Origin of the sequence: Pseudomonas serbica (assembly GCF_028823535.1) — a bacterium.
In the GTDB taxonomy this organism is placed as follows: domain Bacteria; phylum Pseudomonadota; class Gammaproteobacteria; order Pseudomonadales; family Pseudomonadaceae; genus Aquipseudomonas; species Aquipseudomonas serbica.
The window spans coordinates 241,507-261,474 of record NZ_JAQIYM010000010.1; the positions used below are offsets into that span (position 1 = coordinate 241,507).

A 19,968-nucleotide genomic window follows, 5' to 3' on the forward strand; every position below is an offset into this window, starting at 1 on the left:
TGGCAAGACAAGCCATAGGGTTTGCGGTATACAGATTGGCTATAAATGGATTACGTGTTGCCGGAGCCGCAAATGTCCCTGAGACCACTCGTTTTGCTCAGTTTTTTCAGCCTGTTGGTCGCCTGCAGCAGCGATGCACCCCAGCCCCAGCCGCCAACGCCAGGCCCTGCACCGGAACAGGCGCAGAAAAAAGCCCGGGAATCGGCGAACCTCGGCCCGTTGCCGGCCTATCAGCGCGAATTGAGCGGTACGCTGCAAGGTGTGCCGGCAGGTGCTGAAGTGGAACTGGCGCTGCTGGTGATCGACGAAAAAGATCGTCCACAGCAATTGCTTGCCAGTTCGAGCTTGATCGGCAACAACCAGGTGCTGCCATTTCACCTGCGCTTCAACCCGGAATCGTTTCCAGCCGGCGCCCGCGTAGAACTGCGTGGCCGCGCCAGCCAGTCCGGCCAATTGATTCTGCATCTGCCGTCACAGCCGATTACCCAGCCGACCACCCAGGCCCTGGGCCAACTGCAATTCGTCAAAGCCCCATGATTGCACCGTACGACCTGCAACAGGCCTTGGGTGAACTGCTGGGTGAAGCGCGACTGGTCGCCTGTGAATTACCGGGGACCGATCTGAAGTTGTGGCTGATCGATGGCGACAACATGGACCGCGCCTTCAGCCCGGAAGAAACCCGGCGGATTCTGCATGAACCGCCGTACTGGAGTTTCTGCTGGGCCAGCGGACTGGCGGTGGCGCGTTATCTCGCCGACTTCCCGGAGTGGGTCAAGGGCAAGCGTGTACTGGATTTCGGCGCAGGCTCCGGTGTCGCCGGGATTGCCGCGGTGAAGGCCGGCGCGCTGGAAGTGGTGGCTTGCGACCTTGATCCGCTGGCGATTGCCGCCTGTCGGGCGAATGCCGAACTCAATGACGTGCAGCTTGATTACTCGACGGATTTTTTCGCCGAGGCCGATCGCTTTGATCTGATCCTGGTGGCTGACGTGCTGTACGACCGGGCGAATTTGCCGTTGCTCGATGAGTTCCTGAGTCGCGGCAAAGAGGCACTGGTGGCGGATTCCCGTGTGAGGGATTTCCGTCATCCGCTGTATCAGCGCATCGAAATGCTCGAAGCCATGACCCTGCCGGACCTGGCCGAGCCACACGAGTTTCGGCATGTGAGCCTGTACCACGCCTCTCGGCCTTGATCGTTCCCACACTCCAGCATGGGAACGATCAGCCCCCCGCTTCCGGCCGCCCCCCACCAAGCCGTATAGTTGCCCTATTCACGCTTCCAAGAGATTGCCCATGAGTCAGCAAACGCCGTACATCTTCGACGCCACGACTGCCGATTTCGACCAGTCGGTGATCGAGAACTCCTTCCATAAACCGGTGCTGGTGGATTTCTGGGCCGAATGGTGTGCGCCCTGCAAAGTGCTGATGCCGATGCTGCAGACCATTGCCGAGAGCTATCAGGGCGAGTTGCTGCTGGCCAAGGTCAACTGCGACCTCGAACAGGACATTGTTGCCCGCTTCGGCATTCGCAGCCTGCCGACCGTGGTGTTGTTCAAGGATGGCCAGCCGGTCGATGGTTTTGCCGGAGCGCAGCCGGAGTCGGCCGTACGGGCGCTGCTCGAGCCCCATGTACAAATGCCGCCACCAGCCGCCGCCGATCCGTTCGAACAGGCCCAGGCCTTATTCGACGACAGCCGCTTCGCCGATGCCGAAGCCCTGCTCAAAGTGCTGCTGGGCGAAGACAACACCAACGCCAAGGCGCTGATTCTGTATGCCCGCTGCCTCACCGAGCGTGGTGAACTGGGCGAAGCGCAAGCCGTGCTCGACGCGGTCAAGAGCGATGAGCACAAGGCCGCCCTGGCTGGCGCGAAGGCGCAGATCAAGTTCCTCGGCCAGGCCAAGGACTTACCGGATGCCGCGGACCTGAAAGCACGCCTGGCGAAAAACCCGCAGGACGATGAAGCGGTCTACCAGCTGGCCGTTCAACAACTGGCCCGCCAGCAATACGACGCGGCGCTGGATGGGCTGCTCAAGCTATTCATCCGCAACCGCAGCTACAGCGAAGGTTTGCCGCACAAGACCTTGCTGCAGGTGTTTGAGTTGCTGGGTAATGACCATCCGCTGGTGACCACTTACCGCCGCAAGTTGTTTGCCGCTCTTTACTGACCGCAACTTGTAGGAGCTGGCTTGTCGGCTCGCCGCATCGCAGCGAAGGCGACCGCAAGGATAACGCGAGACTCAAGGCCGCCTTCGCCGGCAAGCCGGCTCCTACAACCAACGGTAGATCGGCGTGTCTGCGCCGCTTTCTACCTTCACATCCGGTGAATGACGCAAGCGCACCAACAGACGCTTGCCCGCCGCCGCACTGCCGGTCAGCCCTTCCAGTTGATCGAGCAACTCCGGCCCGCTCAATTGCCCGGCCTTGCGCAGCAAATCCCTGGCAACCTGCCACAGCGCCTCGTCCTGGTTCAGCGGTTTCGTCGCTGGCACACTGACCTCGGTTTTTTCCACCTGTAACTGTGCACCCAGCCGCGCCCAGTCGGCGTCATCCATCTCCAGCGTCAAATCCACCGGCCAGTCGCCGATGCTTCCGCGAATTCGCAACATGAATCAGCTCCCGAACATTTCTTCGCACCCATGCTCCCATGGGTCTTGTGCAACGCCAAGCAGGCAGTCACACTCTGCGCAACATGTTATAAGATTACATAACATTTTCTTCATCTTGTCTTTCGGAGACTCGCCATGCGTCACCTGCTTCTCGCCCTGCCGTTTGCCTTGTTGCCGCTGGCTGTCGCCCACGCCGCTGACGACCATGACCACAACCACGAGCACGGCAGCCTTGGCGCCCACGAGCACGGTGTCGGTCGCCTGAACGCGGCCCTGGACGGCCAGGCCCTGGAGCTGGAGCTGGACAGTCCGGCGATGAACCTGGTGGGCTTCGAGCACGTCGCCACGACCGATGCCGACAAGACCAAGGTCGCTGCGACCCGGGCTCGCCTCGAGCAACCGCTGGCGCTGTTCAACCTGCCGAAAGCCGCGGGTTGCGTGGTGGAAAACCAGGAGCTGGAAAGCCCGTTGTTTGGCGCTACGCCAGAGGCCGACGATGATCATGATGAAGACGCTGACGAGCACCATCATGACCACAGCGAAATCCACGCCCGCTACCAATTCACCTGCGCCACGCCAAACGCACTGACCACCCTGGACCTGGCGAATATCTTCAACAGCTTCCCGGCGACCCGGAAAATTCAGGTACAACTGATAGGCCCGAGCGGGCAGCAAGGGGTTGAAGTGACGGCCAAGGCTGCCGCCCTCAAATTTTGATCCACCGCACAACCAATGTGGGAGCGGGCTTGCTCGCGAAGGCAGTGTGTCATGCAACATAGATGTCGACTGACACTCCGCCTTCGCGAGCAAGCCCGCTCCCACAGGATAATCAACGCTCATGAAATCGGCGCCATGACCCAAGCACTCATCGAATTGTCCGACCTGGGCTTCAGCTGGCCCGGTCATCCGCCCTTGCTGGATATCCCGGCATTTCGCCTTTCACCTGGGGAAACCCTGTTCCTCAAGGGCCCCAGCGGCAGCGGCAAGACCACCCTGCTCGGCCTGCTCGGCGGCGTGCAAAAGCCCGATCGCGGCAGCATTCGCCTGCTCGGCCAGGAACTGACCAAACTCTCGGCGGGCGCCCGCGATCACTTTCGTGTCGATCACACCGGCTACATCTTCCAGCAGTTCAACCTGCTGCCGTTCCTGTCCGTGCGCGAGAACGTCGAACTGCCCTGCCATTTCTCGAAACTGCGTGCCCAGCGAGCGAAACAGCGCCACGGCAGCATCGACCAGGCCGCCGCCACCCTGCTCGCCCACCTGGGCTTGAAGGATGACAACATCCTCGCGCGCCGCGCCGACTCCCTGTCCATCGGCCAGCAACAACGAGTGGCCGCCGCGCGCGCGCTGATCGGCCAACCGGAACTGGTGATCGCCGACGAGCCGACCTCGGCGCTGGATTACGACGCGCGGGAGAACTTCATTCGCCTGCTGTTCGCCGAATGCCGCGAGGCCGGCTCAAGCCTGTTGTTCGTCAGCCACGACCAGAGCCTGGCGCCGCTGTTCGATCGCAACCTGTCGCTGGCCGAGCTCAATCGCGCCGCCACCCCGTCCGAGGTCTGAGATGTATCTGTTTCGTCTAGCCATGGCCAGCCTGGCTAACCGCCGTTTCACCGCGATCCTCACCGCCTTCGCCATCGCCCTGTCGGTGTGCCTGCTGCTCGCCGTTGAACGGGTGCGCACCGAGGCCAAGGCCAGTTTCGCCAGCACCATCAGCGGCACCGACCTGATCGTCGGTGCGCGTTCCGGCTCGGTCAACCTGCTGTTGTACTCGGTGTTCCGCATCGGCAATGCCACCAATAACATCCGCTGGGACAGCTTCGAACACTTCGCCAGTAACCCGAAAGTGAAGTGGGCCATTCCGATGTCCCTTGGCGATTCCCATCGCGGCTATCGGGTGATGGGCACCACCGAGGCGTACTTCGAACACTACCAGTACGGTCGCCAGCAACACCTGGAGCTGGCTGACGGGCGCGCCTTCGCCACCGATCCGTTCGAAGTGGTACTCGGCGCCGAAGTCGCGGATGCGCTGCACTACACACTCGGCGACAAACTGGTGCTGGCCCATGGCGTGGCCGCGATCAGCCTGGTCAAGCATGACGACAAGCCATTCACCGTGGTCGGCATCCTCAAGCGCACCGGCACCCCGGTGGATCGCACGCTGCACATCAGCCTCGGCGGTATGGAAGCCATTCACATTGACTGGCACAACGGCGTACCGGCCCGGGGCAACGGGCGGGTCAGCGCCGATCAGGCGCGCAACATGGACCTGACGCCCCAGGCGATCACCGCATTCATGCTCGGCCTCAACAGCAAGATCTCGACCTTTGCCCTGCAGCGCGAAATCAACGAATTCCGCGGCGAACCGATGCTGGCGATCCTGCCGGGCGTTGCGCTGCAAGAGTTGTGGAGCTTGATGAGCACGGCGGAAAAGGCCTTGTTCGTGGTGTCGCTGTTCGTGGTGCTGACCGGGTTGATCGGCATGCTCACGGCGATTCTCACCAGTCTCAACGAACGCCGGCGGGAGATGGCGATCCTGCGTTCGGTGGGCGCGCGGCCATGGCATGTCGCGACGCTGCTGGTGCTGGAGGCGTTTACCCTGGCGTTGGCCGGCGTGGTCGCCGGCGTGGCGCTGCTCTACGTCGGTATCGCGGCGGCCCAGGGTTACGTGCAAGCCAATTACGGTCTGTTTCTGCCACTGGCGTGGCCGAGTGAATATGAATGGACGCTACTCGGTGGCATCCTGATCGCTGCGTTGCTGATGGGCAGCGTGCCTGCCTGGCGCGCCTATCGCCAATCCCTGGCCGATGGCCTGTCGATCCGTTTATGAGGACGTTGAAATGCCCCGCGCTGTCTTTGCGCTGTTGATGCTGGTCGCCCTGCCTTTGTGGGCGGCCGAGCCGAAAGAACTGACCTGGTCGGAAATGATCCCACCGGATGCGGCACCGGAGGTGCCGAACATGACGCCGCTTCACGACCTGTCGAAGATGAGCGATGCGCTGTCCGCCGAGTCGGCGCCCGCAGCGAAGCAGGACCTGCCCAACGCCCCGGTGGTCAAGGCCCTCGACGGGCAGAACATTCGTTTGCCGGGCTACATCGTGCCGCTGGAAGTAAGTGAAGACGGCCGTACCACGGACTTTTTGCTGGTGCCGTATTTCGGCGCCTGCATCCACGTACCGCCACCGCCATCGAACCAGATCGTGCATGTCAAAAGCGAAGTTGGGGTGAAGCTCGACGAGCTGTATCAACCGTACTGGATCGAGGGTGCGATGCAGGTCAAGCCGTCTACCAGCGAACTGGCAGATGCCGGTTATCAGATGGAGGCGGACAAGATCTACCTGTATGAATTGCCGGAGTGAATCCGGGAGTTAGTCGGCGCCTGCAAAATTGCCTTCGCGAGCAAGCCCGCTCCCACACTGGATCTGTGCATAGACACAATACAAGTGTGGGAGCGGGCTTACTCGCGAAGAGGCCATCGAAAACACTATAAAAACCACACCCATCCCACTTTCATTGAGCTGAGTCAAAAGACCAAATCGTTAGCCGCCTTACCATTGGACATCGAAAAATTTTAACGTCCTCTGGAGCCCCCCATGAACAAGTCCTTGCTCGGTGCCTCGCTGGTAGCGCTGGCGCTTGCAGCCCCGTTCGCCCACGCTCACGAAGCGGGTGACATCATCCTTCGTGCCGGTGCGATTACCGTCAACCCCGAGGCCGACAGCTCCACGGTCAAGGTCGATCAGGGTCCGCTGAGCGGCGCCGACCTGGGTGGCAAGGCGACCATGAGCAGCGACACGCAACTGGGCCTCAACGTTGCCTACATGCTGACCAACCACTGGGGTATCGAACTGCTCGCGGCCTCGCCGTTCGAACATGAAGTGAAACTCAAGGGCACCGCGTTGAGCGCGGCGAACGGCAAGCTCGGTACGTTGAAACACCTGCCGCCGACCCTCAGCGTCGTGTACTACCCGCTGGATGCCAAATCCGACTTCCAGCCGTACCTCGGCGCCGGTATCAATTACACCTGGATCTACGACGAGCATGTCAGCAGCCAGGCCCAGGCCAACGGCTTCAGCAACTTCAAGGCAGAAAACTCCTGGGGCATGGCGTTCCAGGTCGGTGCCGACTACATGCTGACCGACAACGTGATGATCAACGCCCAGGTGCGTTACATCGATATCGATACCCGCGCGACCGTGGAAAACGATGCCGTGGCACCGGGTACCCGGGCACGGGTGAACCTGGATGTCGATCCGTTCATCTACATGGTCGGCCTGGGTTACAAGTTCTAAATATTCACGTGGTGGTGAATGGGTCGTTCGATCGTTCACACGCTCTGCGTGGGAACGATCACCAACAAACGATCCGCAACAAAAAAGGCGCCTCTCGAGGCGCCTTTTTCTATTGTCCCAGCAACCGCGCCAGCCCGACGCTCAACGGCGTCGGCTCGGGCGCCCGGAAGCGCTCCAGCAGACGCCGATTGTTCGCCCGGGAATGCCGAATGTCACCAGAGCGCGCGGGGCCGTAGCTCACCGCTGGCAGCTGGCCAACCACGACCTCAAGGGCTGCCAGCATTTGCTTGAGACTGGTCGCCTGGTTCCAACCGACGTTGACCGCGCCCTCTTCCACCTGTGGTTTCTCGATGGCCTGCACCAGCAGATCGACCAGGTCCTCGACGTAGAGAAAATCCCGCGTCTGCTCACCGTCGCCAAACACGGTGATTGGCAGGCCTTTTTGCGCGCGCTCGCTGAAAATGCTGATCACCCCCGAGTACGGCGAGGACGGATCCTGGCGTGGGCCGAAGATGTTGAAGAAGCGGAAAATCACCGGTTCCAGCCCATGCTCGCGGCGGTAGAAATCCAAGTATTGCTCGCTCGCCAGCTTGTCCACCGCGTAGGGCGTCAACGGCGCCTTGGGCGTGTCTTCATCGATTGACTCGCCTTCGCCATTGTTGCCATACACCGCGGCACTGGAAGCGAACAGCACGCGCTTGACGCCTGACCGGCGCATGGCTTCGCAGACATTCAACGAGCCGATGAAATTGCTCTGGTGGGTCTTCACCGGGTCATCCACCGACGCCTGAACCGACGCCACGGCCGCCAGGTGCGCCACGGCGCTACACCCGGTCATCGCACGGGCGACCAAGGCGGCATCGGAAACGTCGCCGACGATCAACTCGACCTTGGGATTGTCCAGCGGCAGGTTGCTGCGTTTACCGGTAGACAGATCGTCGAGAATCCTTACCGAATAACCCTTGGCGAGCAAGGCATCGGTGAGGTGGGAGCCGATGAAACCGGCGCCCCCGGTAATCAGAACGGGGCGATCAGCCATGACGATAGAACCTGTCCAGAAGGCTCGGAAGGGCCGCACGCCAGGCGCGTGGCTTGATTCCGAAGGTGTGCAGAATTTTCTTGCAGGCCAGTACCGCGTGTTGCGGTTCTTCCGCGGCGTCCGGGCGCGCGGCGTGGGCCTGGGCGGTCGGCGCTTCGATGGCCAGCGGGTGCAGGGCACGGGCTTCGGTGAGAATCGCCTGGCCCAAGGCCAGCGGCGTGGTCGCCTCATGCCCGGCGTAGTGGTAGGTGCCCCACAGGGGCGCGCTGCAGTCGAGTTGCTTGAGCACCGAAATGATCACCCGGGCCGCATCGTCCACCGGTGTCGGATTGCCCCGGCGGTCGTCGGCCAGCAGCAGTTCCTCGGGTTGCTCGGCACGGCCGAGGAAACGCCCGAGGGTGCCGTCGGGACTGTCATCGAGTAGCCAGCCGAAACGCAACAGCACGTGTTGCGGGCAGGTGGCGCGCACGCTTTGCTCGATCCGCCACAAGGCCTGGCCACGCAGGCCCAGCGGCAGCGGTTCGTCTTTTTCGCTGTAGGCGGTCGCCCGGGAGCCGTCGAACACGCGGTAGCTCGAGGGTTGCACCAGGACGATGTTGTGATGCTGGCACAGTTCGGCCAGGCGCTCGATCGCCCGCTCCTGGCCGGCCAGGCGCTGTTCACTGACCGTCTCCGCCTGGAACCAGTCGAAGTAGTAGGCAAGGTTGATCAACGCGTCCGGGCGGGTGTCGTCGAGCAGTTGCGTCAGGCTCGCGGCATCCCAGCCGTCTTGTGGTGGGCGGGGGGCGAGGAAACCGATGTCTTCCTCCGCACCGAGGCGAATCAGCGCCTGCCCAAGGGCATTTCCGCCGCCCAGTAACATAAGGCGCATTCGCATAGAGTCAGCAGGCCCAGTCTGATTGGAACGATGGCTTTATCGACAGCGCCCGCGGGCGATGTCATCGATAGTTGCCGGAATCGTTGCATTTTGCGGGTTTAGTGCGCAACCGTCATCCGTAAAGTGTAGATGTCCGGGATTTGTGGTGCTGCAACTGCCTCTTCGCGAGCAGGCTCGCTACGCCGATCCCTTGTGGGAGCGAGCCTGCTCGCGAAGAGGCCCTGTCATTCAGCAGGGATCCCTCAGCGGTACTTGCATCTTCCCCGCCTCGCCCGCATAAATCAGAACATGAACCTGCCCATCCCCGCCGACAGTGCCCTGGCCGGCTTCCACCCCGCCGTCAGCGCCTGGTTCAGTCACACATTCGCGACGGTCACCGCCGCCCAGGCCCGGGCGTGGCCGCTGATCCGCCAGCGCCGCTCGACCCTGATTGCCGCCCCAACGGGTTCCGGCAAGACCCTCACGGCCTTCCTCGCGGTGATCGACGACCTGGTCCACCGCGGTTTGGAACACGCTGAAGGCCTGCCGAACGAAACCCTGGTGGTCTACGTCTCGCCTCTCAAGGCGCTGTCCAACGACATCCAGATCAACCTGCAAGAACCGTTGGCTGGCATCACCGAACAGTTGCGGGTGATGGGCCTGCCCGAGCTGCGGATCACCACCGCCGTGCGCACCGGCGATACACCGCAAAAAGACCGCTCGGCGATGCGCAAGACCGCGCCGCACATCCTGGTCACCACCCCGGAATCGCTCTACGTGCTGCTCGGCTCCGACTCGGGGCGGCAGATGCTCAGCACCACCGGCACGGTGATCGTCGATGAAATCCACGCCATCGCCGCGAGCAAACGCGGCAGCCACCTGTCGCTGAGCCTGGAGCGTTTGCAGGCGCTGTGCGCCAAACCACTGGTGCGTATAGGCCTGTCGGCCACGCAAAAACCCATCGAGGCGGTGTCGCGCTTTCTGGTGGGGCGCGGGCGCCCTTGCGAGATCATCGATATCGGCCACGCCCGCCCCCGCGACCTCGACATCGAAGTGCCGCCCGTGCCGCTCTCGGCAGTCATGGCCAACGATGTCTGGGAACTGGTCTACGACCGCCTTGCCGCCCTCGCCCGCGAACACCGCACCACACTGATTTTCGTCAACACCCGGCGCCTGGCCGAACGCCTGAGCCGGCACCTGAGCGAGCGCCTGGGCAAAGAAGCAGTGGCCGCCCACCACGGCAGCCTGGCCAAGGAGTTTCGCCTGGACGCCGAACAGCGGCTCAAGCGCGGCGAGCTGCAAGTGCTGATCGCCACCGCGTCGCTGGAGCTGGGCATCGACATTGGCGACGTCGACCTGGTGTGCCAGATCGCCTCGCCGCGCTCGATCGCCGGCTTTCTGCAAAGGGTTGGACGCTCCGGACACCAGGTCGGCGGCACCCCCAAGGGCCGCCTGTTCGCCACCACCCGCGACGACCTGATCGAATGCGTCGCGCTGCTCGACTGTGTGCGCCGGGGTGAACTCGACACCTTGCTGATCCCCGAGGCGCCTCTGGACGTCCTGGCGCAACAGATCATCGCCGAAGTCAGTTGTCAGGAATGGCCGGAGCAGGCGTTGTTGGAAATGTTGCGCAAGGCCTCGCCCTACAGCGGACTCGACGAAAAACACTATCAGGCGTTGTTGCACATGCTCGCCGAGGGCTTCGACGGTCGCCAGGGCATCCGCAGTGCTTATCTGCATCGCGACGCCGTGAGCCGCACCCTGCGCGGTCGCCGGGGCGCCAAGCTGACGGCGGTGACCAGCGGCGGGACAATCCCCGACAATGCCGACTACAGCGTTTTGCTCGAGCCCCAGGGCCTGAACATCGGCAGCGTCAATGAAGATTTCGCGGTGGAAAGTATCGCCGGGGATGTGTTCCAGCTGGGCAATACCTCGTACCGCATCCTGCGGGTCGACACCGGCAAAGTCCGGGTCGAGGATGCCCAGGGTCAGCCGCCGACCATTCCGTTCTGGCTCGGCGAGGCACCAGGGCGCAGCGCCGAACTGTCGTTTGCCGTGGCGCGCTTGCAGTCCCGCCTCGACAGCCTGCTCGGCGAGACGCCGGGTAACTTGCAGCCCGCCCTCGACTGGTTGACCCAGACCCTGGGGCTGAATCTGGCCAGCGCCGAACAACTGGTGGAATACCTGGCCCGCGCGCGCCAGACACTGGGGGCCTTGCCATCGCAAGACACCCTGCTGATGGAGCGCTTCTTCGACGAGTCCGGTGGCACCCAGCTGGTTATCCACAGTCCGTTTGGCAGTCGTATCAACCGCGCCTGGGGCCTGGCCCTGCGCAAACGCTTCTGTCGCACCTTCAACTTCGAGTTGCAAGCCGCCGCCAGTGAGGACGCCATCGTGCTGTCGCTGTCCAGCAGCCACAGCTTTGAGCTGGCCGACGTGTGGCGCTACCTGCATAGCAACACGGCCGAGCACATCCTGATCCAGGCCGTGCTCGATGCACCGCTGTTTGGTGTGCGCTGGCGCTGGAATGCCGGTGTGGCGCTGGCGCTGCCGCGCTATCGCGGTGGTCGCAAGGTACCACCGCAGATCCAGCGGATGAAAAGCGAAGACCTCACCGCCAGTGTGTTCCCCGACCAGATCGCCTGCGTGGAAAACCTCGTGGGCGAGCGCGACATTCCCGACCATCCGCTGGTGGAGCAGACCCTCGACGATTGCCTGCACGACGCCATGGACAGCAACGGCTGGCTGGCCCTGCTGCGGCGCATGGAACGCGGCGAGGTTCGCCTGATCAGCCGCGACCTGCCCGCGCCCTCGCCCCTGGCCGCGGAAATCCTCAGCGCCAGGCCCTACACCTTTCTCGACGATGCGCCCCTGGAGGAACGCCGCACGCAGGCGGTGCTCAACCGTCGCTGGAGCGAACCGCAGTCCACTGACGACTTGGGCGCGCTGGACGCCGACGCCATTGACGCGGTGCGCAAAGAGGCCTGGCCTGCGCCCGGCAATGTCGATGAAATGCACGAGACCTTGATGAGCCTGGCCTGCATCACCGATGCCGAGGCCCGGGCCAACGCGCAATGGCTGGAATGGTTGAATGCCCTGGCTGACAGCGGCCGAGCCTGCCGCATCAACCCGTCACTGTGGCTGGCGCTGGAACGACTGACATGCCTGCAGGCGATTTATCCACAAGTGGATCTGTCCCCACCCTTGCAGGCCCTGCCGGGTTTCGATCAGGCCTGGGCACCGGATGACGCAGTCGTTGAAGTGATTCGAGCGCGCCTCAGCGCCTTTGGTCCATTGCCACTGCAGGCGATTGCCGCCCCTCTCGAGTTGCCAGCCATGGAAGTCAGCCAGGCCCTCGCGCAACTGGAACGCGAAGGGTATGTGCTGCGCGGGCGCTTCACCCCGGGCAATACCGAAGAAGAATGGTGCGAGCGACATTTGCTGGCGCGGATTCATCGCTACACCGTCAAGCGCCTACGCCGGGAAATCGAGCCCGTGGCCTTGCAGGATTTCATGCGTTTCCTGTTCGACTGGCAGCACCTGTCCAGCGCTACCCGCGGCCAGGGCAGCGCGGTGTTGCCGGCGATCGTCGCTCAGTTCGAAGGCTACCCCGCCGCCGCTTCAGCCTGGGACAGCGACCTGTTGCCCGCGCGGCTCAAGGACTATTCGCCCACCTGGCTCGACGATGCCTGCCGTAGCGGCAAACTGGCCTGGACCCGGCTGACCGCTCGCAACCGCAGCACCGGCACCGCCCTGCGCAGTACGCCGATCGTGCTGTTGCCACGTAATCGGGTTGGTCTCTGGAGCGACCTGACCGAACAGACGCCGGTGAGCGAACTGTCGCCCAAGACCCAGAAGGTGCACGCCGCCCTCAGCCAGCACGGCGCGCTGTTCTTCGATGAGTTGATCCACGAAGCCCACCTCTTACGCGCAGAACTGGAAATCGCCTTGCAGGAACTGGTGGGCGCGGGGCTGGTGAACGCCGACAGTTTTGCCGGCCTGCGGGCGCTGATCACACCCGCCAGTAAGCGCCAGCAGCGCGGCAGCCGACGCGGGCGTGGGGCCTTTGTCGGCGGCATGGACGATGCCGGGCGCTGGGCGCTGCTGCGACGCGGTGTTGCCGCGCCGAGCGTGGATAACCCGAGGCCGACGCCGACACCCGCCGACACCCTGGAACACATCGCCATGACCTTGTTGCGTCGCTACGGTGTGGTGTTCTGGCGCCTGTTGGAACGAGAGGCCGATTGGCTGCCGAGCTGGCGTGAATTGCTGCGCACCTTCCATCGCCTGGAAGCACGGGGCGAGATTCGTGGCGGGCGCTTCGTCAGTGGCCTGGCGGGCGAACAATTCGCCTTGCCGGAGGCCATTCCGTTGCTGCGCGAAGTCCGCCGCCGCCCCCATGACGGCAGCTTGATCGCGGTATGCGGGGTCGATCCGCTGAACCTTGCCGGTACCCTGTTACCTGGTGCAAAAGTGCCGGCGCTGGCGAGCAATCGGCTGGTGTATCGCGATGGTTTGCCGGCGGCGGCGGAGATCGCGGGCAAGCAGCATGTGTGGCTGGAACTGGACCAGCAGGCGATGGCTGAAGTGCACAGCAAGCTGATCCGGCATTGATGGGTTGGCTGGCCCGGCCTCTTCGCGAGCAAGCCCGCTCCCACAATGGCTTTGTGTACCCCGATCCCCTGTGGGAACGGGCTTGCTCGCGAAGGGGCCAGTACTATCGCCCACTTGTTAGCTATGCGGCCGATCCGGCAACAACACCGCATGCTCCGGCTCTACCACCCCATCATGCACAGGTTCCGCCGCCTGCCTCGGCATCAGAAACTGCTGTGGATAAGTCTGCGCGAAGTGCACCCAGGGACTGTTATCCACAAGCTTTTTCAAACGTTGGTTGAATGCCCGGCTCACTGCATATTGGCCGCCCGACACCGTGCGAAATTGTGCTGTCAGCACCACGCCATTGAGGTCCATCTTGTCGACGCCGAACACATCCAACGGCCCTTGCAGGTTGTACCTGAGGAACGGGTCCTCGCTGATCGAATGCCCGGCCTCGCGAATCAGTTCGATGGCCTTGTCGACATCGGTGTCATAGGTGAACTGCACGGAGAAGAACGCATAGGCAAATTGCCGCGATTGGTTGGTCACGGCCTTGATCTGGCCAAAGGGCACCGAGTGCACGAAGCCTTTGCCGTCGCGCAGGCGCAAGGTGCGGATGGTCAGGCCTTCGACCGTGCCGGCATGTCCGGAATCGAGCACCACCCAGTCACCGATGGACAAGGTATCTTCGATGATGATGAACAACCCGGTGATCACGTCCTGCACAAGCTGTTGGGAGCCGAAGCCGATGGCCAGGCCAATGACCCCGGCACCGGCCAGGAACGGCGCGACATTGATGCCAAGGTTGGCCATGGTGGTAATGGCGCAGATCACCACCAGGATGATTTTGATCGCATTGCGCAGCAACGGCAGGATGGTCTTGATCCGCGTACTCGGCTGGCGCGCACCGCGCTTGTTGGCTGGCGGTTTAAGGGCCTCCTGGATCGCCGTGTCGAGCACCACCCAGACCATCCACGTCACCAGGAAGATCAGGCCGATATGGCTCAATGAGTCACTGATCGCCCGTCCCACGGCATTGCTGACGGCAAAATCGAACAGCGACACGCCCCAGATTCGTCCGAGGATATCGATGAACACGATGGCCATGGCGATGCGCAACAACGCGTGGGAGAGGCTCAGGAAGCGCTCCTTGTAGGCACCACTGCGGCGCACGTCGGACCCGCTGCGGGACTTGAACAAGTGGTGCAGCGTCGTGCTGAGAAACACCGTCGCAATCAGCAGCACCGTGGTCAGCAGCGCGCTGCGCAGCACTTGCTGGTTGTCATCGCCAATGCCGATCAGGTTGACGATGGAAACCAGCACCATCAACAGGATTGGCCAGTACCAGAGCCCGGAAAAAATCCGCAGGGTTTCGCGCAAGGCTGGCTGCGCCCGACGCTGGGCCAGCGGCAGGATGCGGATTACCTGGGCGACCGGACGGCGCATGCGCAACACCAGCAAACCAAAGGATATCGAGGCCGCCAGGCCGGTGAACACGGCGATGCTGCTGGTGAGGTTGTTGCCCAGTTGATGGGCGATCTGCGGACTGGTCAAGGCGTCGCTCAGGGCGACCAGGAAGCCGACTGCGAACAACGGCCGGGGGCTGTCCTGGCGAATGATCTGCACCGCCCGGCGTTTGTGCCCGACATTGAACAGCACCACCAGGGACATCACCAGCGATGCAGCGAACACGCCACTGCTGGTGGCATAGGCAAAACACAATGCCAGCGCCCTGCCCGCCGAGACCGGCAAACGCTGGCTGGCATAAATCGTCAAGGGCAGGCTGATCAGCGCCGGGATGCTGTAGGGCAAGACATACGCCAGCAGGGCTTGCCCACGCTCACGGCTGAGCAACACACGATGGCGGCACAGGCGTTCGGTCAAGAACTTGCCGAACATCCAGAGCAGGCCGAAGACACCCGCCCACACCGCCGTCAGCAGCAGGAAATCCCCCGCCACGCTCCAGCTCGAACGCGCCGATGGTCGATTGACCAGTTGATCCACCTCATCGGCCGCACGGTCAGCGCGCAAACGCCAGGCGTCGAGCAGGTCCCTGTCGAGATTGAGCTTGCTCTGGATGTCGTCGATGCTCGAACTGATGGCGCCCAGCAACCCGCCCTGGACCAGGGGTTCAGGGTGTGCCGCCGGTGTGGCGGCCGCTGGCACTCCCGGTATGGCCGCTGCTTGCAGTTCTTCGCTGCCGAAAAACAACAGCGTTCCCAGCAATATCGCCGTCTTGAGCCTGATCAAGGCATCCGCTCCTTTGGATAGGACTGTAAGGAACTGATCGAGAAATGCCGGACTAGTTCGCTGCTGGCCGGCAAATGCCTGGCAATCTTTGCCTGCTGTTGTCGTGGATGGTGGCGCCGATCCCCTGTAGGAGCCGGCTTGCCGGCGATGGCGGCGACACATTCAACATCGATGTGACCAATGCATCGCTATCGCCAGCAAGCCGGCTCCTAGGGGCTTTGCGGTGGCTTGTAAAATGTGACCGTCCGTAGAACCGCCGAAACTTTCGCCCCTGCCCCACAGTCATCAAAAGATCAGGGTGCAGTCAGACGGGAGGCGACATGGCGGCGATTCACATCGGTATTTCAGGTTGGCGCTACACGCCCTGGCGGGGGGATTTCTACCCGAAGGGATTGGCCCAGAAGCGCGAATTGCAATTCGCCTCGCGGGCAGTCAACAGCATCGAGATCAACGGATCGTTTTACGCCCTGCAAAGGCCTGAACGCTATGCCCAGTGGTACGCCGAAACCCCGGTGCACTTTGTGTTCAGCGTCAAGGCCCCGCGTTTCATCACCCATATCAAGCGTCTGCGTGACATCCACAAACCCCTGGCAAATTTCTTTGCCTCCGGGGTTCTGGAACTCAAGGAAAAGCTCGGCCCGATCCTCTGGCAGTTTGCGCCCAACTTCAAATTCGACGCCGAACTGTTCGAAGCTTTCCTTGAGCAACTGCCCCGTGACACCGAACAGGCCGCGGCCCTCGCCCGCCAGCACGATGCCCACGTGAATGGCCACGCCAGCCTGAAGGCGAGCAGGAAACAGCCCTTGCGCCATGCCGTGGAAATCCGCAACGAAAGCTTCATCGATCCAGTATTCGTCCGCCTGCTCAAACGCCACAATACGGCCTTGGTCATCGCCGACACCGCCGGTAAATGGCCCTACCGCGAGGACCTCACCAGTGACTTCGTGTACCTGCGCCTGCACGGTGCCGAAGAGCTCTATGCCAGTGGCTATACCCCCCAGGCGTTGAAGCGTTGGGGCGACCGGATCGAGGCCTGGCATCAGGGCCGGCAACCGGCTGACCCGCAACTGATTGCGCCTCGCCTGAAACCCAGGGCGCGCAAATCCCGAGAAGTGTTTTGCTATTTCGATAACGACATCAAGGTCCGCGCGCCCTTCGATGCGCGTCGCTTGCTGGAACGCTTCGACCTCGACAAAGAGCTGCTCACCGCCCCCGGTGAACCGGCTGCCGAAGGAGTGCTGCCATGAGCATTTCCGAACCGGTTGGCACCACCGACGAGCAGGCGAACATTGATAGCACAGTGCACCGCTTCACCGTGCTGACGGTCAACACCCACAAGGGTTTCACTGCGTTGAACCGGCGTTTCATCCTGCCTGAACTGCGCGAAGCGGTGCGTAGCGTGTCCGCCGACGTGGTGTTTCTGCAGGAGGTGCACGGCACCCACGAACATCACCCCAAGCGCTACGACAATTGGCCGGCGATACCCCAGTACGAATTTCTCGCGGACACCCTCTGGCCTCAGTTTGCCTATGGTCGTAACGCGGTCTATCCGGCAGGCGATCATGGCAATGCCTTGCTGTCGAAATTCCAGATCATTCGCCACGACAATCTGGACGTGTCCATCAGCGGCCACGAAAACCGCGGCATTTTGCATTGCGTGCTGCGCCTGCCTGGCGAGGGCCCGGAGGTGCATGCCATTTGCGTTCATCTGGGCTTGCGCGAAAGCCACCGTAATGAACAGCTCAAGTTGCTGCGACGCCTTCTTGAGTCGTTCCCGGACGAAGCGCCCGTGATCGTGGCCGGTGATTTCAACGACTGGCGCCAACGCGCCGATGCCCTGCTCAAACCCTGCGGATTGCGCGAAGTTTTCGCCGAGCACCACGGCAAGCCGGCGCGCAGTTTTCCCGCGCGATTGCCGGCCCTGCGCCTGGACCGCATCTACGTTCGCAACCTCAAGGCCAGTCAGCCGCAAGTACTGGCCAGCCGGCCCTGGTCGCACCTTTCGGATCACGCGCCGTTGTCGGTGGAGATCGAGCTATGAGCAGCCCGTCGATGGAAAAAACCACGCTGGAAAAAACGCTAACCGCGCCGCCCATGAGCGAGCCGCAAAGGGTCGACGTCGAGTACGGCTGGCAAGGCAACAACCGGGTTGAACTGCTGGAAAACGGCGAAGCCTATTTCCCCAGGGTGTTCGAGGCCATGCGCCAGGCCAAGACCGAGATTCTCCTGGAAACCTTCATTGTGTTTGAGGACAAGGTGGGTGAAGAACTGAAGTCCGTGCTCATCGAAGCGGCCCAACGGGGCGTACGCGTGACTGCAAGTTTTGACGGGTTTGGCTGCGGAGAGCTGACTGCCGACTATCTCAACGCCCTGAGCGGTGCCGGCGTGCATTTGCAGATGTTCGACCCGGCCCCCAAGCGCCTGGGCATCCGCACCAACTGGTTCCGACGCCTGCATCGCAAGATCGTGGTGGTGGACGGGACGCTTGCGTTCATTGGCGGGATCAACTTCTCCGCCGATCATCTGGCCGACTTCGGCCCGGAAGCCAAGCAGGACTATTCCGTTGAAGTGCAAGGCCCGGCGGTGGCCGACATCCATCACTTTGCCCTGTTGCAATGCGGTCGCCCGGCCCATGCCAAATACTGGTGGCAACGCCGCCGGCAACGGCGCTCGGAACTGGTTGTAACTGATCACGATGGCCAGGTGCGGCTGGTGTACCGTGATAATGCCGAGCATTCGACCGACATCGAAGAGGTTTACCGCCTGGCGTTGCGTACGGCGCAGCGGCGCGTGGTCATCGCCAACGCCTACTTTTTCCCCGGCTACCGCTTGCTGCGCGAGATCCGCAACGCGGCGCGCCGCGGTGTCGAAGTGCGCCTGATCCTGCAGGGGCAGCCGGACATGCTGGTGGCCAAGCTGGCGGCGCGCATGACCTACGATTACCTGCTCAAGTCCGGGGTGAAAATCTTCGAATACTGCGACCGCCCCCTGCACGGCAAAGTGGCGTTGGTGGACGAGGACTGGAGCACCGTCGGCTCCAGCAATCTGGACCCGTTGAGCCTGTCGATGAACCTGGAGGCCAATGTGTTGATCCGTGACCGGGCGTTCAACCGTGACCTGTTCGAACGGCTCGAAGAGCTCGCCGATCACCATTGCAAAGCCATGTCGGTGGACAAAGCCCCGCGCGGGCGAATCTGGCACATGACCGTGGGCTTCCTGGTGTTTCACTTCCTGCGGCATTTTCCGGCATGGGCCGGCTGGTTGCCTGCGCACAAACCACGCTTGAAAGCATTCACCCCACCGACCGGGAGCGATCAACATGAGCCGCACTGAAGCACAGGCGGCGTCCCACGCCGAGCACCCGGCCAAGTCGCGCTGGAGCCGTTGGAAAAGACCGCTGACGATGCTGTTTTTCCTCGCGCTGATCGTCCTGTTGACGATGTTCGCCCAACGCATCGAATGGAACGAGGTGTTCGACACGCTTGCCGATTTCAAGGTGCGTACCTTGATCATCGCGTCCGCCCTGACCCTGGTGAGTTTTCTGGTCTACGCCTGCTTTGACCTGATTGGCCGCACCTACATACGCCAGGACCTGACGTGGAAACAGATCCTGCCGGTGGGCATCATCAGCTACGCCTTCAACCTCAACCTGAGCGCCTGGGTCGGCGGCATCGCCATGCGCTATCGCCTGTATTCGCGGCTCGGGGTGAGCAAGGCCAACATTGCGAAAATCCTCGGCCTGAGCCTGGCAACCAACTGGTTTGGCTACATGGTGATCGCCGGTGCCGTGTTCAGCAGCGGGCTGGTGCGTATGCCGCCAGGCTGGAAACTGAGCAGTGGCGCGCTACAAGCGGTGGGCGTGTTATTGCTGTTGGTGAGTGCGGGGTATCTGGTGGCGTGCCAGTTCTCCAAGCGTCGGGAATGGACGATTCGCGGGGTGGAAATCAATTTGCCGTCGCTGCGCATGGCGATCCTGCAACTGGCCCTGGGGGCGCTGAACTGGTCGCTGATGGCTGCGGTGATTTTTACCCTGCTGCCGAGCAAGCTGGACTATCCGCTGGTGTTGGGCGTGTTGCTGATCAGCGCCATCGCCGGGGTCATCACGCACATTCCGGCCGGGCTCGGTGTGCTGGAAGCAGTGTTTGTGGCACTGCTGCAACACGAGGCGTCCAGGGGCAGCCTGGTGGCAGGATTGCTGGCTTATCGGGCGATCTATTTCCTGTTGCCGCTGTTGATAACGCTGGTGATGTACCTGTTGGTGGAGGCCAAGGCCAAGTCGTTGCGGATCTCTAAAAGGCCCAAGTGATGGGTGCCCGAAAGAACACCACAAA

At 62.4% G+C, this 19,968-nt stretch carries 17 protein-coding genes; 13 read left to right on the forward strand and 4 right to left on the reverse strand.

Annotated elements, in window-relative coordinates; genetic code table 11:
- Positions 1-72: 72 nt before the first annotated feature.
- The 3 genes from NQL71_RS18440 (at position 73) to trxA (ending at position 2,163) form a co-directional block, all read left to right on the forward strand.
- Complete coding sequence (locus NQL71_RS18440; protein ID WP_046815932.1) at positions 73-537, forward strand: YbaY family lipoprotein; 465 nt, start codon at positions 73-75, stop codon at positions 535-537.
- Positions 534-1,190, forward strand: coding sequence for a class I SAM-dependent methyltransferase (locus NQL71_RS18445; RefSeq protein WP_046815886.1), 657 nt, complete (start codon positions 534-536; stop codon positions 1,188-1,190). Before NQL71_RS18440 ends, NQL71_RS18445 begins: the two co-directional genes overlap by 4 nt.
- A gap of 100 nt (positions 1,191-1,290) precedes the next feature.
- The gene (gene trxA / locus NQL71_RS18450) at positions 1,291-2,163 is read left to right on the forward strand and encodes a thioredoxin (RefSeq protein ID WP_008065763.1); all 873 of its coding nucleotides are present in this window, start codon (positions 1,291-1,293) and stop codon (positions 2,161-2,163) included.
- A gap of 102 nt (positions 2,164-2,265) precedes the next feature.
- Here the strand turns inward: trxA and NQL71_RS18455 are convergent, their stop codons facing one another.
- Entirely contained in the window at positions 2,266-2,604 is a 339-nt protein-coding gene (locus NQL71_RS18455; protein ID WP_274643088.1) for a hypothetical protein, read from the reverse strand.
- A gap of 135 nt (positions 2,605-2,739) precedes the next feature.
- Here NQL71_RS18455 and NQL71_RS18460 point away from each other — a divergent pair, with 135 nt between their 5' ends.
- The 5 genes from NQL71_RS18460 (at position 2,740) to NQL71_RS18480 (ending at position 6,896) form a co-directional block, all read left to right on the forward strand.
- Positions 2,740-3,321 carry a DUF2796 domain-containing protein gene (locus NQL71_RS18460; RefSeq protein WP_046815888.1) on the forward strand — a complete coding sequence of 194 codons (582 nt, stop codon included), beginning with the start codon at positions 2,740-2,742 and terminating at the stop codon, positions 3,319-3,321.
- A gap of 135 nt (positions 3,322-3,456) precedes the next feature.
- Entirely contained in the window at positions 3,457-4,167 is a 711-nt protein-coding gene (locus NQL71_RS18465) for an ABC transporter ATP-binding protein (RefSeq protein ID WP_046815889.1), read from the forward strand.
- A 1-nt stretch (position 4,168) separates the two neighbouring features.
- Positions 4,169-5,434 (forward strand): ABC transporter permease, encoded by a 1,266-nt coding sequence (locus tag NQL71_RS18470; RefSeq protein ID WP_046815890.1) that lies wholly within the window; start codon positions 4,169-4,171, stop codon positions 5,432-5,434.
- A 10-nt stretch (positions 5,435-5,444) separates the two neighbouring features.
- On the forward strand, positions 5,445-5,963 hold the full coding sequence (locus NQL71_RS18475; RefSeq protein ID WP_046815891.1) for a DUF3299 domain-containing protein: 519 nt from the start codon (positions 5,445-5,447) through the stop codon (positions 5,961-5,963).
- Positions 5,964-6,197: 234 nt separating this feature from the next.
- Positions 6,198-6,896, forward strand: coding sequence for an OmpW/AlkL family protein (locus NQL71_RS18480; protein WP_274643089.1), 699 nt, complete (start codon positions 6,198-6,200; stop codon positions 6,894-6,896).
- Between the two features lie 109 nt (positions 6,897-7,005).
- Here NQL71_RS18480 and pgnE read toward each other — a convergent pair whose 3' ends face one another.
- Together pgnE and NQL71_RS18490 are read right to left on the reverse strand one after the other, a co-directional pair.
- Positions 7,006-7,935, reverse strand: a complete 930-nt coding sequence (gene pgnE, locus NQL71_RS18485) for a UDP-N-acetylglucosamine epimerase PgnE (RefSeq protein ID WP_046815893.1) — start codon at positions 7,933-7,935, stop codon at positions 7,006-7,008.
- The gene (locus NQL71_RS18490) at positions 7,928-8,812 is read right to left on the reverse strand and encodes a sugar nucleotide-binding protein (RefSeq protein WP_046815894.1); all 885 of its coding nucleotides are present in this window, start codon (positions 8,810-8,812) and stop codon (positions 7,928-7,930) included. Before NQL71_RS18490 ends, pgnE begins: the two co-directional genes overlap by 8 nt.
- Before the next feature lie 288 nt (positions 8,813-9,100).
- Between NQL71_RS18490 and NQL71_RS18495 the strand changes: the two genes are divergently transcribed.
- Positions 9,101-13,405 carry a DEAD/DEAH box helicase gene (locus tag NQL71_RS18495; protein ID WP_274643090.1) on the forward strand — a complete coding sequence of 1,435 codons (4,305 nt, stop codon included), beginning with the start codon at positions 9,101-9,103 and terminating at the stop codon, positions 13,403-13,405.
- Positions 13,406-13,522: 117 nt separating this feature from the next.
- On the opposite strand, the gene NQL71_RS18500 is transcribed toward NQL71_RS18495, so the two are convergent.
- Positions 13,523-15,637, reverse strand: coding sequence for a mechanosensitive ion channel family protein (locus tag NQL71_RS18500; protein ID WP_274643091.1), 2,115 nt, complete (start codon positions 15,635-15,637; stop codon positions 13,523-13,525).
- A 320-nt stretch (positions 15,638-15,957) separates the two neighbouring features.
- Here NQL71_RS18500 and NQL71_RS18505 point away from each other — a divergent pair, with 320 nt between their 5' ends.
- The 4 genes from NQL71_RS18505 to NQL71_RS18520 are packed head-to-tail and all read left to right on the forward strand — an operon-like array spanning position 15,958 to position 19,943.
- The gene (locus tag NQL71_RS18505; protein WP_046815897.1) at positions 15,958-16,884 is read left to right on the forward strand and encodes a DUF72 domain-containing protein; all 927 of its coding nucleotides are present in this window, start codon (positions 15,958-15,960) and stop codon (positions 16,882-16,884) included.
- Positions 16,881-17,678: an endonuclease/exonuclease/phosphatase family protein gene (locus NQL71_RS18510; RefSeq protein ID WP_046815898.1), complete on the forward strand. Its 798-nt coding sequence runs from the start codon at positions 16,881-16,883 to the stop codon at positions 17,676-17,678. Before NQL71_RS18505 ends, NQL71_RS18510 begins: the two co-directional genes overlap by 4 nt.
- Positions 17,675-18,970 carry a cardiolipin synthase ClsB gene (clsB, locus tag NQL71_RS18515; protein ID WP_166619741.1) on the forward strand — a complete coding sequence of 432 codons (1,296 nt, stop codon included), beginning with the start codon at positions 17,675-17,677 and terminating at the stop codon, positions 18,968-18,970. The genes NQL71_RS18510 and clsB overlap by 4 nt, the downstream gene beginning before the upstream one ends.
- Positions 18,957-19,943: a lysylphosphatidylglycerol synthase domain-containing protein gene (locus NQL71_RS18520; RefSeq protein WP_166619742.1), complete on the forward strand. Its 987-nt coding sequence runs from the start codon at positions 18,957-18,959 to the stop codon at positions 19,941-19,943. The genes clsB and NQL71_RS18520 overlap by 14 nt, the downstream gene beginning before the upstream one ends.
- The last annotated feature ends 25 nt before the right edge of the window (positions 19,944-19,968 follow it).